We start from the raw sequence: 12,254 nt of genomic DNA, 5'->3' as shown, positions 1-12,254 counted from the left end.
CCCCCCAAGGGGGCGTTCGCATCTTGGAGCGGTCCGGCGATGCTCATTGCTTGAACAGCCCTTCAGGTTTGTAAAGCAGCACCGCTGCCATGAGCATGTACACCGCCATGCCGGCGATCTGTGGCAACAGCACCTTGCCGAAGGTGTCGACCAGGCCCACCAGCAGCGCCGCGACCAGCGCGCCACGCACCGATCCGATGCCGCCAATCACCACCACCACGAAACACATGATCAGCACCGAGCTGCCCATGCCGGGGTACACGCTGGCGATGGGCGAGGCCAGCATGCCGGCCACCGCCGCCAGGCCGACACCCAGGGCGAATACCACGCCGTGGATGAGGCGGATGTTCACGCCCAGCGACTCGGTCATGTCGCGGTTGAATGCCCCGGCTCGGATCTTCATGCCCAGGCGCGTCTTGCTGATCAGCAGGTACAGCGCAATGGCCAGCACGATGCACACGCCCGACATGACCAGCCGATAGACCGGATAGGACAGGGTGTCGGTGAGGGGAATCGACCAGTCCAGCGCGGCCGGCACCTGCACCGCATGCACGTCGTCGCCCCAGAAGATGGAGCGCAGCTCTTCAAAGATGTAGATCAGGCCGAAGGTCAGCAGCACCTGGTCGAGGTGATCGCGGTGGTAGAAGTGGCGAAACAGCAGCCACTCCAGCAGCCAGCCGAAGGCCACCGCCAGCACCGCGCCCACGATGATGGCCGCCGTGAGGCTGCCGAACTGCGAGCTGAAGAACCAGGCCAGGTAGGCGCCCAGCATGTAGAAGCTGCCATGCGCGAGGTTGACCACGCCCATGATGCCGAAGATCAGCGTGAGGCCGGCGGCCAGCATGAACAGCAGCAATCCGTACTGGACGCTGTTGAGCAGCTGGATAAGGAAGTTGGCGAAGTCCATGTAGGCGGGGTCCAGACGTCAAACCGGCGCCGCGAGGGCGCCGGCTCGTCAGATGGGAAGCAAGCCTCAGGCCATGCGGCAGCCTGCGCCCGAATCGGAGACGGCCTTGCCGGCGATGCCGATCACCTTGTTCTCCTTGTTTTCGACCTTGCGCAGGTAGAAGTCCTGGATGGGGTTGTGTGCCGGGCTCATCTTCCACTTGCCGCGCGGGCTGTCGATCTCGGCGCCGTCCATGGCGGCGTACAGCGCCTTCTTGTTGCCGAAGTCACCCTTGACCGCGTTGGCGCCCTTGATCAGCAACTGGCCGGCATCGTAGCCCTGGACGGCATAGACGTCGGGTTGCAGCTTGAAGGTCTTGGCGTAGTCGAGGCGGAATTTCTTGTTGCGCGGCGTGTCCAGCGAATCGCTGTAGTGCATGGTGGTGAGCACGCCGTTGGCGGCATCACCGGCGGCATCCAGCACACCCTCGGTGAGGAAGCCCGAGCCGTAGAGCTGGATGGTTTTGCTCAGACCGGCCGCGTGGTAGTCGCGCAGGAACTTGGCCGCACCACCGCCCGCAAAGAAGCAGGCCACTGCGTCGGGTTTGAGCGCTGCGATCTCGGTCAGCAGGGCCTGGAATTCCACGTTGGGGAACGGCACACCCAGCTTCTTGATGATCTGGCCGCCCGCTTCGGTGTAGCTCTTCTCGAAGCCCTCGTAGGCCTCGTCGCCGGCGGCGTAGTTCCAGGTGATCCAGACCGCCTTCTTGTGACCGCGCTCGACCATGGGCTTGCCCAGTGCCAGCGTCGGCTGGCTGTTGGTGAACGAGGTGCGGTAGACGTTGGGGGCGCACTGGGCGCGCGTGGCGATGTGCACGCCAGCGTTGGGAATCAGGTTGAGCACACCCGATTCGCGGGCCACGCGGTGGATACCCATCTGCACGCCCGAGTGGACCGTGCCCACCAGCACATCCACCTTGTCGCGCTGCACCAGTTTGGTGGCGTTCTCCACACCCTTGGCCGGGTTGGATTCGTCGTCGACGTTGAAGAATTCGATCTCACGCCCACCGAGCTTGCCACCTTGCTCGTTGAGGGCCATGCGAAAGCCGTTCTCGATGGCCACGCCCAGGGCCGCAAAGGTGCCGGTGTAGGGGAGCATGAAGCCCACGCGCAGCTTGTCGGACTGCGCACGGACGATTTGCGGCAGCAGCAGGCCGGAGGAGGCGGCGCCGATCACGGCAGCGCTGCGGGTCAGAACGAGACGGCGGGTGGTCATGGGCGTGAGCTCCTGTGGTGTTGTTGCCGGTAAGGGGATCGAGAGACGCGGGTCACTGTAGGGTGGGGGGTAGGCGTTGGCGATCCAGAATTACCCTATGCGCTTCAAGTTTGAATCGTTCAGACTTGAACTAAATGGGCCTTGCCTCGTGGTGATTCACTGTGCTGGTGCGCCGCTGAGCGCCAGCGCGAGCCAATCCCGGCACCAGGCCACGCCCTGCGCTTCGGGCTCGGTGTCGGTGGAGGCATCAAGAAACAGCGGATCGCCCACACGCACTGCGCCCAGGTCGCGCAAGCGCTCGTCGAAACGGCGACCGCCGTTGGCATAGGTGGCGGCGTACTGAACACTGTCGCCGAGCGCAATCAGACCGTAGCGCACGTGGCCGAGAAACCGCGGCTGGCTGTCCAGCGAGGCGTAGAAGGCCTGCGCGTTGTCCGGCACGTCGCCTGAGCCATAGGTGGACGTGCATATGACGTAAAGTGCATCTTCTTCGAAGACGCTGGGGTCCAGCCCATCCATCATCCGGACCTCGATGGCGCCAATCAGATCGCCGCAATCCATCTCGATGGCCTGTGCCACGTACTCGGCGGTGTTGGTCATGGTGCCCACGAGGATGAGCAGCTTGCTGGGTGGTGCGTCAGACATGACACGCACTTTAGTGCATGTTTTGCGCCCGGATCATGGGGTAAACCCGAGGGGTGGCCTGCCCGGAGGGACTCGAACCCCCGACCTGCTGCTTAGAAGGCAGCTGCTCTATCCAGTTGAGCTACGGGCAGAGCGCGGATGCGCTGCGGATGGAAAAAAGGCCCACAGCGTGGGCCTTTTTCTTTCTGGTGTGAATGGTCGGAGCGGCGGGATTCGAACTCGCGACCCTCTGCTCCCAAAGCAGATGCGCTACCAGGCTGCGCTACGCTCCGACACGAAGCGCGGATTCTAACCTTCGAAACGGCGTCTTCTCTGCTGGTCGCTGTCCGGCTTAGGCCAAGACGCCGTTTCAGCGTTTCTGGTACTGCGTGTTCCCGAACAGGGCCTCGCGCGCCTTCTGGTCGGTGAGTGGCTTTCGGGCGTCGGCCAGCACGGCGACGCCCCGCTGAACCGCTGGGCGGTCCGCGATGCGGTCGAACCAGGCTTTCAGCCTCGGGTAGTCGGCCCAGTCGATGCCCTGGTTTTGCCAGCTGCGCAACCAGGGAAAGATGGCGATGTCGGCGATGGAGTACTCTGCCCCAGCGATATGGGCGTGGTTCGCCAGCTGCCGATCCATCACGCCATAGAGGCGCTTGGCCTCGTTGGTGTAGCGGTTGACGGCGTACTCGATCTTTTCGGGCGCGTAGATGCGGAAGTGATGCGCCTGGCCCAGCATGGGGCCCACGCCCCCCATCTGGAACATCAGCCACTCCAGCACCTTGAATCGCTCGCGGTCGCTCTTGGGCAGAAAGCGTCCGAACTTGCTGGCCAGGTAGACGAGGATGGCGCCCGACTCGAACGCGCTGATGGGTTTGCCGTCCGGGCCCTGGCTGTCGACGATGGCCGGGATCTTGTTGTTCGGGCTGATGGCCAGAAACTCGGGCTTGAACTGGTCGCCCGCACCGATGTTGACCGGGTGCACCTGCCATTCGTGGCCCAGGCGCAACCCACATTCCTCCAACATGATGTGAACTTTGTGGCCATTTGGCGTTGGCCATGAGTACGCGTCGATCATGAACGTGCCTTTCGTGCGTTGTTGAACAGCATTGGGGCGGCAGCTTACGGAAGAATGCCCAACCATGCTGGACACCATGTTGAACGCCCTGAGCCCCACCCGTCGCCAACGCGCGCAGCACATGACGCTGGTGCAGTGGGCGGAATCTCGTGGCCTTGAATTCCTCGCCCGCCGCAACGGCAGCTGCGGTTTTGTTGGTGAGTGGTCGGGGCAGCCGGTCAGCATCGACCTGCAGCCGTCCGGGCGCCCTTACTTCGAGGGCTGGGAGATTTCGGCCCGGGTCGAGGTCGGCGTGCAGGCATCGGCCGGCATGGTGCTGATGAATCGGCCGCTCAAGCTGACGATGGAGCGCTGGGCGGACTATGTGTACGCCCAGATCACCAACGTCGTACAAACCATGGCCGATACCTTGCCGGAGGAAGTGCGCTGGCTGGCGGCCTACCGCGACGCAGGTTGGTCGGGCCCGGCCGCCGAGTTCTTCGACCGTTACGCCGTGCTCACGGATGGGCTGGACGAGACCCGCCAACTGATCGACCAGGACACCGTCGACGCCCTCATGCACTGGCCTGAGGACGTGAGGTCTGCGCAGTCGCCGCTGCTGTTGATGCGCTTGCGCAGCAAGCTGCACCTGTGCCTGCAACTGGACGCCGATCGCCACAAGCCCAGCGAATTGCACGCGCTCGACCTGTTCGAGCGCATGGCCCGGCGCCTGCTGGCCCAGGCGCGCGCGGTCAACTCCCTCGCGTAACCGGCATCTCGACTTCGCCTGGCAGGTTCAGGTGCCGGGCGAGTTCGAGCTTGGCGATGGACTGGCGGTGCACCTCGTCAGGGCCGTCGGCGAGCCGCAGGGTGCGCTGATTGGCATAGCTGTAGGCCAGCGGGAAGTCGCCGCTGACGCCGCCACCACCGTGGGCCTGGATGGCCATGTCGATCACCTCGCAGGCCACATTGGGTGCCACCACCTTGATCATCGCGATCTCGGCCTTGGCCACCTTGTTGCCCACCGTGTCCATCATGTAGGCCGCCTTGAGCGTGAGCAGGCGCGCCATCTCGATCTTGCAGCGTGCGTCGGCAATGCGCTCATGCCAGACCGATTGCGCGGAGACCGGCTTGCCGAATGCGACGCGACTGTTGAGGCGTTTGCACATCAGCTCCAGCGCGCGCTCGGCAGCGCCAATGGAGCGCATGCAGTGGTGGATGCGCCCGGGGCCGAGGCGGCCCTGCGCGATCTCGAAGCCGCGGCCTTCGCCAAGCAGGATGTTGCCCACCGGCACGCGCACGTTCTTGAGCACAACCTCCATGTGGCCGTGCGGCGCATCGTCGTAGCCAAACACCGACAGCGGGCGCACCACGGTGATGCCAGGCGTGTTGGAGGGCACGACGATCATGCTCTGCTGGGAGTGGCGCGGTGCGTCGGGGTTGGTTTTGCCCATGACGATGTAGACCGCGCAGCGCGGGTCGCCGGCGCCCGACGACCACCACTTGCGGCCGTTGATGACGTACTCGTCGCCATCGCGCTCGATGCGGCACTGGATGTTGGTGGCGTCGCTGGAGGCCACCTCCGGCTCGGTCATCAGAAAGGCCGAGCGGAACTCGCCCTTGAGCAAGGGTTCCAGCCACTGGTCCTTGAGCGATTCGCTCGCGTAGCGCTCCAGCGTTTCCATGTTGCCGGTGTCGGGTGCGGAGCAGTTGAACACTTCGGGTGCCCAGGGCACGCGACCCATGATTTCGCACATGGGGGCGTACTCGAGGTTGGACAGGCCTTCCGGTGCACGCGGGCTGCGCGGCAGAAACAGGTTCCACAGGCCCGCGGCGCGTGCCTTGGGTTTGAGTTCTTCGATCAGCTTGGTGGGCACCCAGGCATTGCCCTTGGCGCGGTTGGCCTCGATCTCTTCAAAGAAGCGGTTCTCGTTGGGGTAGACGTGCTGGTCCATGAACGCCAGCAGCCGCTCGCGCATGTCCTTGACCTTGTCGGTGTAATCGAAGTGCATGGGGTCTCCTTGTGTGGGGATGCGTTGCGCGAATCTCGCGGGAAAAGGCCTCAACCGCCGTTGGCAAAGCGCCAGGCCATCTCGGCCATGGGGCGGGCGCCCGCGGCCGAACGCACGGCTTGCTCGCTCGACGCCGTGCCGGCTTCGACGCGTTTGGCAATGCCTTGCAGGATGGCGGCCAGGCGGAACATGTTGTAGGCCAGATAGAACGACCAGTCGGCCTTGAGTTGAGCGGGCGTGGCAAAGCCCGTTCGCTCGCAGTAGCGCGCGATGTAGTCGTCTTCGGACGGGATGCCGAGTTGCGCCAGGTCGAGCCCGGCGATGCCGCGGAACATGCCCGGCGGGATGTGCCAGGACATGCAGTGGTAGCTGAAGTCGGCCAGCGGGTGGCCCAGTGTGGACAGCTCCCAGTCGAGTACCGCCAGCACCCGCGCTTCGTGCGGGTGGAACATCAGGTTGTCCAGGCGGTAGTCGCCGTGTACCACCGAGATCAGGGATTCGTCGCGCGCCATGGCGGGCACGCTGCGGGGCAGCCATTCGATCAGACGATCCATCTCCGGGATGGGCTGCGTGATCGACGCCTGGTACTGCTTGCTCCAGCGGCCGATCTGGCGCTCGAAGTAGTTGCCGGGCTTGCCGTAGTCGGCCAGACCGATCGCATCCGGCCTGACCGAATGCAGGGCCGCCATGACGCGGTTCATTTCGTCGTAGATGGCGCCGCGCTCGGTGGTGCTCATGCCGGGCAGCGATTGCTCCCAGAGCACGCGTCCTTCGACGCACTGCATCACATAGAACGCACGGCCAATCACCGATTCGTCCTCGCACAGCACGTGCATGGTGGCCACCGGCACGTCGGTGGTGGCCAGGGCGCTCATGACGCGGAACTCGCGCTCGATAGCGTGCGCGGAGGGCAACAGCTTGGCCACAGGTCCTGGCTTGGCCCGCATCACATAGCTGCGCTGCGGGGTGATGAGCTTGTAGGTGGGGTTGGATTGCCCACCCTTGAACATCTCGACCGTGAGTGGACCGGCGAAACCCTCAAGGTGGGCGCCAAGCCACTTGGCCAAGGCCTGCTCGTCGAACGCGTGGCGTTCGGATACCGGTCGCGTGCCGGTGAAGTTCTGTGCGTCGTTCATTCGGCAGCGATCGGTGTGGTCAGCGGTGTCAGGTCTCGGCTTCGGCGATGCGCATCAGGGCGGCACGGTTGCGCACCACCAGCCCACCTTGCTCGATGCGGATCGCGTCCTCGCGCTCCATCGACTTGAGCTCCTGGTTGACGCGCTGACGCGAGGCGCCCAGCAGCTGCGCCAGCTCTTCCTGCGCCAGTTGCAGGCCGATGCGCATTTCGTTGCCGTCGCTCAGGCAGGGCACGCCATAGCTGCGCACCAGGTGCAGCAACTGCTTGGCCAGACGTGCCCGCAAGGGCAGGGTGTTGAGGTCTTCGACCAGGCCAAAGAGCGTGCGAATGCGGCGCGCCTGCAGGCGCATCAGGGCTTCGTAGAGCTCGACGTGCTGCGTCAGGATCTTCTGGAAATCGTTGCGGGCCACGCAGAGCAAGGTGGTGGTGCCGTGGGCATAGGCATCGTGCGTGCGCTGATCCCCATCGAACATGGCCACGTCGCCGAACCACACCCCGGGCTCCACGTAGGTGAGTGTGATCTGTTTGCCCGACAGCGAGGTCGAGCTCACACGCACCGCGCCGCGCGCAACCGCTGTCCATTCGGACGGTGGATCGCCGCGAGCGACGATCAGATCGCCGTCCTTGAATCGCTTGACGTATGCGCATCGAAGGATGTCGTGCCGCAGTGAGGGAGAAAGACTGTTGAACCAGCGACCGCTGTTGATCGCCTCGCGTTCGTCGATTGTCAGAATGGGCTCATCCATGGTCTGTCTTTTGAGTGACTTCAGAGCGGGAGTTTGTCGCGATGGGGACCCCTGGACGCAGGGACAACCCCGATGCGTCAGCGATAGGTGGGCTTGCGCTTGTCCAGAAACGCACCGATGCCTTCGCCCGCGTTGGCATGGTGGAGGTTGCGCACAAAGTGGTCTCGCTCGGCTTTGAGTTGTGTGTGCAGTGCGGCACCCGAGGCCTCGTTGACCAGGTCCTTGATGCTCGCCATGGCGTTGGGTGCGCGGGCGTTCAGGCGATCGGCCAGCGTCAGTGCGCTGGCCAAGGCCCGTCCAGGTTCGACGACCGCGTTCACGAGTCCCAGTTGGTGCAAACGCTCGGCGCTGATGCGCTCGCCCAGCATGAGCAGTTGCATCACGGTCTGGCGGGGCAAGGCCTGGGCAAGGCTCCAGGTGCCGCCTCCGTCGGGCGACAGCGCCACGTTGCTGTAGGCCATGACAAAGACCGCGTCGGCTGCCGCAATGGCAAAGTCGCACGCGAGTGCCAACGAAAAGCCGGCCCCCGCGCACGAGCCTTCGACCGCAGCAATCACCGGCTTCGGAAAGGCCCGGATGGTTTCGATCCAGCTGTGCAGGCCGTCGATGCTCTGCGCCTGCACTTCGGGTGGCTTCTGGCGATTGCCCTGCAGTCGCTGCAGGTTGCCACCCGCGCAGAAATGCGCACCTTCGCCGACGATGACCACCGAGCGCAGCTCGGCATTGGTCTCGGCCACGTTGAGCGCTTCCACCCCCGCGGCGTAAAGCTCGGGCCCCAGGGCATTGCGGTGTTCCAGGTTGCTGATGGTCAGCACCAGGGTGCTGCCCTGACTGTGGCTTTTGAGGCTGGCGGCCATGGGCTCACACCTCCTCGTGGGTCAGGCTCAGACCCAGGGCGCCGCGTCGGCGCAGCCAGGGCGAGGGGCGGTAACGTGGGTCGCCGTACACGGTCTGCAGGTTGAACAGGATCTCGAGCACGTTGGTCGGGCCGATGCGATCGCCCATGGCCAAAGGCCCCATGGGGTAGCCCAGGCCCAGGGTCACGGCGACATCCAGGTCGGCCGGGCTGCAGATGCCCTGCTGACACATGTCGGCTGCGATGTTGACGATGGTGGCCACCACGCGTTGCGACACGAAGCCGCCGCTGTCGCGGACCACGCTCACGGCCTTGCCATCGCGTGCGAACAGGGCGTGCGCGGCGTCGCGCATGTCGGGCCGCGTGGCTGGGTTGGTGGCCAGCACGCGGCGCTTGGTCGCGCTGTCTTCGAGCATCATGTCGATGCCCAGGGTCCGTGTGGCGTCCAGTCGCTCCACGGCTGCGAGCGTGGTGACGTCCATGCCCAGGGGGGCCACCAGGATGAGCGCTTTCTCCGATGGCGCGGCGCCCGTCTCGATGCGGGCGTCCAGGTTCTTGAGCAACTGATACAGCTCCTGGCGCCGGGCAGCCTTGGGCGATACCCACACAGGCGGCAGCTCGTCGACCTGTGGAGGTGCGGGCTCGGCAGGCACCTGTGCCGCACCGTCAACGTAGCGATAGAACCCATCGCCCACCTTCTTGCCGACCACGCCGCCGGCCAGACGCTGCGCGGTGATCACGCTCGGCCGGTAACGCGGTTCCTCGTAGTACTGGTGATAGATCGATTCCATGACCGGGTGCGACACGTCCAGCGCAGTGAGGTCCATCAGCTCGAATGGACCAAGGCGAAAGCCGATCTGGTCGCGCAGGATGCGGTCGATGGTGGCGAAGTCCGCCACGCGCTCGCCCACCACGCGCAGCGCCTCGGTGCCGTAGCCACGACCCGCATGGTTCACGATGAAGCCGGGGGTGTCCTGCGCCATCACAGGCGTGTGGCCATAGGCCTTGGTGAAGCCGATCAGCCGTTCGCAAACCGAGGGCTCGGTCTTGAGGCCGGCGATGACCTCGACCACCTTCATCAGCGGCACCGGGTTGAAGAAGTGGTAGCCGGCAAAGCGCTGTGGACGACGTAGCGCGGCCCCGATGGCGGTGATCGACAGTGACGATGTGTTGCTCACGAGCACCGTCTCGGGTGGCACGATGTCTTCGAGTTGCTTGAACAGCCCCTGTTTCACCTCAAGACGTTCCACAATCGCCTCAATGACCAGATCGCACCCGCCCAGATCGGCCATGGCCTCTGCCACGTGCAGACGTGCCAGGCACGCGTCGCGTGCTTCCTGTGTCATCTTTCCTTTGCCGACCAGGCTGTCCCAGGTCTTTGCGAGTGCGTCCCGGGCCCCTGAGGCGGCACCCGGTTGCGCGTCCATCAGGTGCACTTTTGCACCAGCCTGGGCCGCCATCTGTGCGATGCCGCGTCCCATGGCACCGGTGCCGACCAGGCCGACACAGTGGAAGAAGGATTGCATATTCGTGTTGTATTTGGGTTGAACGCCAGATTGCCTATGACAAAATGTTTCAACCTGTTGCGAAGGAAACCCGACGTGCGTCAGATCTGGACAGCCTGCATTTTGCTATCAACCGCTGCGAGCGCTTCTGCGGTCTCGCTGGGTCGCCATAGCGGGGTGGCATTGATCGGGCAGCCATTGGACGTGCGCGTGCAGGTCCTGCTGGCTCCTGGTGAGGACATCGCAACCCAGTGCCTGGCCGCCGACGTGATGTATGGCGACATACCCCTTGGGCCGGGGCAGGTGGTGGTGACCACGGCTGTCCAGCCGGGTGAATCGACAGGCACCGCGCGCATTGTCAGCGCCTCTCCGGTCAACGAGCCCATCGTCACCTTGTCGGTGCGCGCGGGCTGCGGCCTGCCGTTCACCCGCCGATATGTGTTGCTGGCCGACCTGGTGAGCGAGCCGGCGACCGCGCCCGTGGCGGTGGTGCAGGCGCCCGCGCCCGCACCCGCCCCCGTGAGAGCACCGGCACCTGCGCCTGCAGTGGCGCCGCCTTCGCCGCCACCGGTGGTGCGCGCCCGTCCGCCCGCGCCGCCCAAGCCATCCAAGATTGCCGTTGCGCCACGGAGCAAACCACTGCCGCCCCCTGCGCCAGAGCGTGACAGCAATGCGCCCGCACCCGCTGTGGCGGCCGCACCAGCGCCCGCAGCGGCCCCCACTGGCGCCCCGCGCCTGCGCCTGGATCCCCCGGACCTGTCGAGCGCCGGCTCGCCTGTGGGTATGGCAGACACCCCTGCCGCCGCACCGGTGGAGCCCAATCCGCTGGAGACGGCACTGGCCACCGCCAATGCCGAAGTGCAGCGCAACACGGAACGACTGGCAGCGCTGGAAGCGGAGATGGCCAAGTTCCGCGAGGCCCAGCAGCGTGACCAGATGCGCATCGCCGAGTTGAACGCCAAGTTGGCGCTCGCCCAGGAGCAGCGCTATGCCAACTGGCTGGTGTACGTGCTGGGCGGCTTGCTGCTGCTGGCGCTCGGCGCGGTGGTGATGCTCGCGCGGCGCCAGCGTCGTGATGCGGTCATTGCCTCGGACGCCTCGCGTGCCTGGTGGGCTGAGGCGCGCGATGACGATGACGACGTGGAGCAGATGCCCCCGCGCAATTCGCGTCGCGCCCCGTTGCAGCCCAGTGCTCCGGTGCCGCTTGAGCCACTGGATGTGGATCTCGACATTGACTCCACGCCTGCAGCCCTCGAACCAGAACCGGCTCCCCGCAGTGCAGCGCCCATTGCGTCCCAGGATCGGCGCGATTTCGCGCCCAGTGCCTTGGGCGTGTCCCGCTCGGTGGCCACCGAAGAGTTGTTCGATGTGCAGCAGCAAGCGGACTTCTTCGTGTCGCTGGGCGAAGACGAACAAGCCATCACCGTTCTGCGCAATCACCTGACGGAAAGCCACGAACCCAGCCCGCTGGCCTACCTCGATCTGTTCCGGCTCTACCACCGCCTCGGGCGTCGCGAGGATTACGCAGGCCTGCGTGAGGAATTCAACCGTGTGTTCAACGCCGGTGCGCCCGAGTTTGACCGCTATACCGACAAGGGCAGGGGCCTCGAGGCCTACGAGACGGCCTTTGCGCGCATTCAGGCGCTGTGGCCGCAGCCCCGTGTGCTCGATCTGATCGAGCGCAGCATCTTCCGCGACAGCGAAGAGGGTGAGACCGAAGTCTTTGACCTGGAGGCGTACCGCGAGCTGCTCATGCTGCACTCCGTCGCCAAGGACATCGTTGAACGCGAATCGGCCACCCAGCCGCCGGTGGACTTCCAGAACACCAACATGCAGCCCTTGAAGGCGGCAGCCAAGCCGGTCGCTGCCGCGCCGGTGGGTGAGGACGCCATGCGCCGTACGGTGCCGATGGACCTGCACGTGATTCCGCCGGCATCGCCGCGGGTGGCACTCGACGTCAACATCGAGGACCTGGAGGCGGAGTCGCAGTTCGAAGCTTCCTTGCCCGAGGTGGACGTGCCGGTTGAGCCTACAGCTGGCCGTTCACACGCTTATCGCGAAGGCGAAAGCATGATCGACTTTGAAATCGTCGAGAACGATCCGCCCAAGCGCCGTGAAGGTAGCGACCCGACGGACGACTTGCCGCGTTGATGGGTGG

General features: G+C 65.1%; 11 protein-coding genes and 2 tRNA genes. 2 read left to right on the top strand and 11 right to left on the bottom strand.

Annotation, left to right across the window (positions count from 1 at the left end; genetic code table 11):
* Positions 1-43 precede the first annotated feature (43 nt).
* The 6 genes from KF871_RS10150 to KF871_RS10125 form a co-directional block, all read right to left on the bottom strand.
* Positions 44-907: a branched-chain amino acid ABC transporter permease gene (locus tag KF871_RS10150; protein ID WP_291141556.1), complete on the bottom strand. Its 864-nt coding sequence runs from the start codon at positions 905-907 to the stop codon at positions 44-46.
* Positions 908-973: 66 nt separating this feature from the next.
* Positions 974-2,161: an ABC transporter substrate-binding protein gene (locus KF871_RS10145; RefSeq protein WP_291141554.1), complete on the bottom strand. Its 1,188-nt coding sequence runs from the start codon at positions 2,159-2,161 to the stop codon at positions 974-976.
* 156 nt (positions 2,162-2,317) lie between these two features.
* The gene (locus tag KF871_RS10140; RefSeq protein WP_291141550.1) at positions 2,318-2,806 is read right to left on the bottom strand and encodes a flavodoxin domain-containing protein; all 489 of its coding nucleotides are present in this window, start codon (positions 2,804-2,806) and stop codon (positions 2,318-2,320) included.
* 54 nt (positions 2,807-2,860) lie between these two features.
* A tRNA-Arg gene (locus KF871_RS10135) sits at positions 2,861-2,937 on the bottom strand.
* Positions 2,938-3,001: 64 nt separating this feature from the next.
* Positions 3,002-3,078 (bottom strand) — tRNA-Pro (locus KF871_RS10130).
* Positions 3,079-3,155: 77 nt separating this feature from the next.
* The gene (locus KF871_RS10125) at positions 3,156-3,860 is read right to left on the bottom strand and encodes a glutathione binding-like protein (RefSeq protein WP_291141547.1); all 705 of its coding nucleotides are present in this window, start codon (positions 3,858-3,860) and stop codon (positions 3,156-3,158) included.
* Positions 3,861-3,936: 76 nt separating this feature from the next.
* Here KF871_RS10125 and KF871_RS10120 point away from each other — a divergent pair, with 76 nt between their 5' ends.
* Positions 3,937-4,608, top strand: a complete 672-nt coding sequence (locus tag KF871_RS10120) for a hypothetical protein (RefSeq protein WP_291141545.1) — start codon at positions 3,937-3,939, stop codon at positions 4,606-4,608.
* On the opposite strand, the gene KF871_RS10115 is transcribed toward KF871_RS10120, so the two are convergent.
* The 5 genes from KF871_RS10115 to KF871_RS10095 all read right to left on the bottom strand — a co-directional run bounded on the left by KF871_RS10115 (position 4,592) and on the right by KF871_RS10095 (position 10,117).
* The gene (locus KF871_RS10115; RefSeq protein ID WP_291141541.1) at positions 4,592-5,851 is read right to left on the bottom strand and encodes an acyl-CoA dehydrogenase family protein; all 1,260 of its coding nucleotides are present in this window, start codon (positions 5,849-5,851) and stop codon (positions 4,592-4,594) included. The genes KF871_RS10120 and KF871_RS10115 overlap by 17 nt on opposite strands.
* Positions 5,852-5,901: 50 nt before the next feature.
* The gene (locus KF871_RS10110) at positions 5,902-6,987 is read right to left on the bottom strand and encodes a phosphotransferase (protein ID WP_291141539.1); all 1,086 of its coding nucleotides are present in this window, start codon (positions 6,985-6,987) and stop codon (positions 5,902-5,904) included.
* Positions 6,988-7,015: 28 nt separating this feature from the next.
* The gene (locus KF871_RS10105; protein WP_291141536.1) at positions 7,016-7,735 is read right to left on the bottom strand and encodes a Crp/Fnr family transcriptional regulator; all 720 of its coding nucleotides are present in this window, start codon (positions 7,733-7,735) and stop codon (positions 7,016-7,018) included.
* Between the two features lie 77 nt (positions 7,736-7,812).
* Complete coding sequence (locus KF871_RS10100) at positions 7,813-8,592, bottom strand: oxepin-CoA hydrolase, alternative type (protein WP_291141533.1); 780 nt, start codon at positions 8,590-8,592, stop codon at positions 7,813-7,815.
* A gap of 4 nt (positions 8,593-8,596) precedes the next feature.
* Entirely contained in the window at positions 8,597-10,117 is a 1,521-nt protein-coding gene (locus KF871_RS10095; RefSeq protein ID WP_291141530.1) for a 3-hydroxyacyl-CoA dehydrogenase, read from the bottom strand.
* A 189-nt stretch (positions 10,118-10,306) separates the two neighbouring features.
* Between KF871_RS10095 and KF871_RS10090 the strand changes: the two genes are divergently transcribed.
* Positions 10,307-12,247, top strand: coding sequence for a hypothetical protein (locus tag KF871_RS10090; RefSeq protein WP_291141527.1), 1,941 nt, complete (start codon positions 10,307-10,309; stop codon positions 12,245-12,247).
* The last annotated feature ends 7 nt before the right edge of the window (positions 12,248-12,254 follow it).

This window comes from Hydrogenophaga sp., from assembly GCF_019635465.1.
Taxonomy (GTDB): Bacteria; Pseudomonadota; Gammaproteobacteria; order Burkholderiales; family Burkholderiaceae_C; genus Hydrogenophaga.
This window is presented reverse-complemented; position numbering and strand designations above follow the sequence as displayed.

Excerpts from the sequence above, each read along its gene's own strand:
- KF871_RS10100 (WP_291141533.1), bottom strand. The coding sequence starts at position 8,592 with ATGGCCGCCAGCCTCAAAAGCCACAGTCAGGGCAGCACCCTGGTGCTG.
- KF871_RS10125 (WP_291141547.1), bottom strand. The coding sequence starts at position 3,860 with ATGATCGACGCGTACTCATGGCCAACGCCAAATGGCCACAAAGTTCAC.
- KF871_RS10110 (WP_291141539.1), bottom strand. The coding sequence starts at position 6,987 with ATGAACGACGCACAGAACTTCACCGGCACGCGACCGGTATCCGAACGC.
- KF871_RS10140 (WP_291141550.1), bottom strand. The coding sequence starts at position 2,806 with ATGTCTGACGCACCACCCAGCAAGCTGCTCATCCTCGTGGGCACCATG.
- KF871_RS10105 (WP_291141536.1), bottom strand. The coding sequence starts at position 7,735 with ATGGATGAGCCCATTCTGACAATCGACGAACGCGAGGCGATCAACAGC.
- KF871_RS10095 (WP_291141530.1), bottom strand. The coding sequence starts at position 10,117 with ATGCAATCCTTCTTCCACTGTGTCGGCCTGGTCGGCACCGGTGCCATG.
- KF871_RS10145 (WP_291141554.1), bottom strand. The coding sequence starts at position 2,161 with ATGACCACCCGCCGTCTCGTTCTGACCCGCAGCGCTGCCGTGATCGGC.
- KF871_RS10150 (WP_291141556.1), bottom strand. The coding sequence starts at position 907 with ATGGACTTCGCCAACTTCCTTATCCAGCTGCTCAACAGCGTCCAGTAC.
- KF871_RS10120 (WP_291141545.1), top strand. The coding sequence starts at position 3,937 with ATGTTGAACGCCCTGAGCCCCACCCGTCGCCAACGCGCGCAGCACATG.
- KF871_RS10115 (WP_291141541.1), bottom strand. The coding sequence starts at position 5,851 with ATGCACTTCGATTACACCGACAAGGTCAAGGACATGCGCGAGCGGCTG.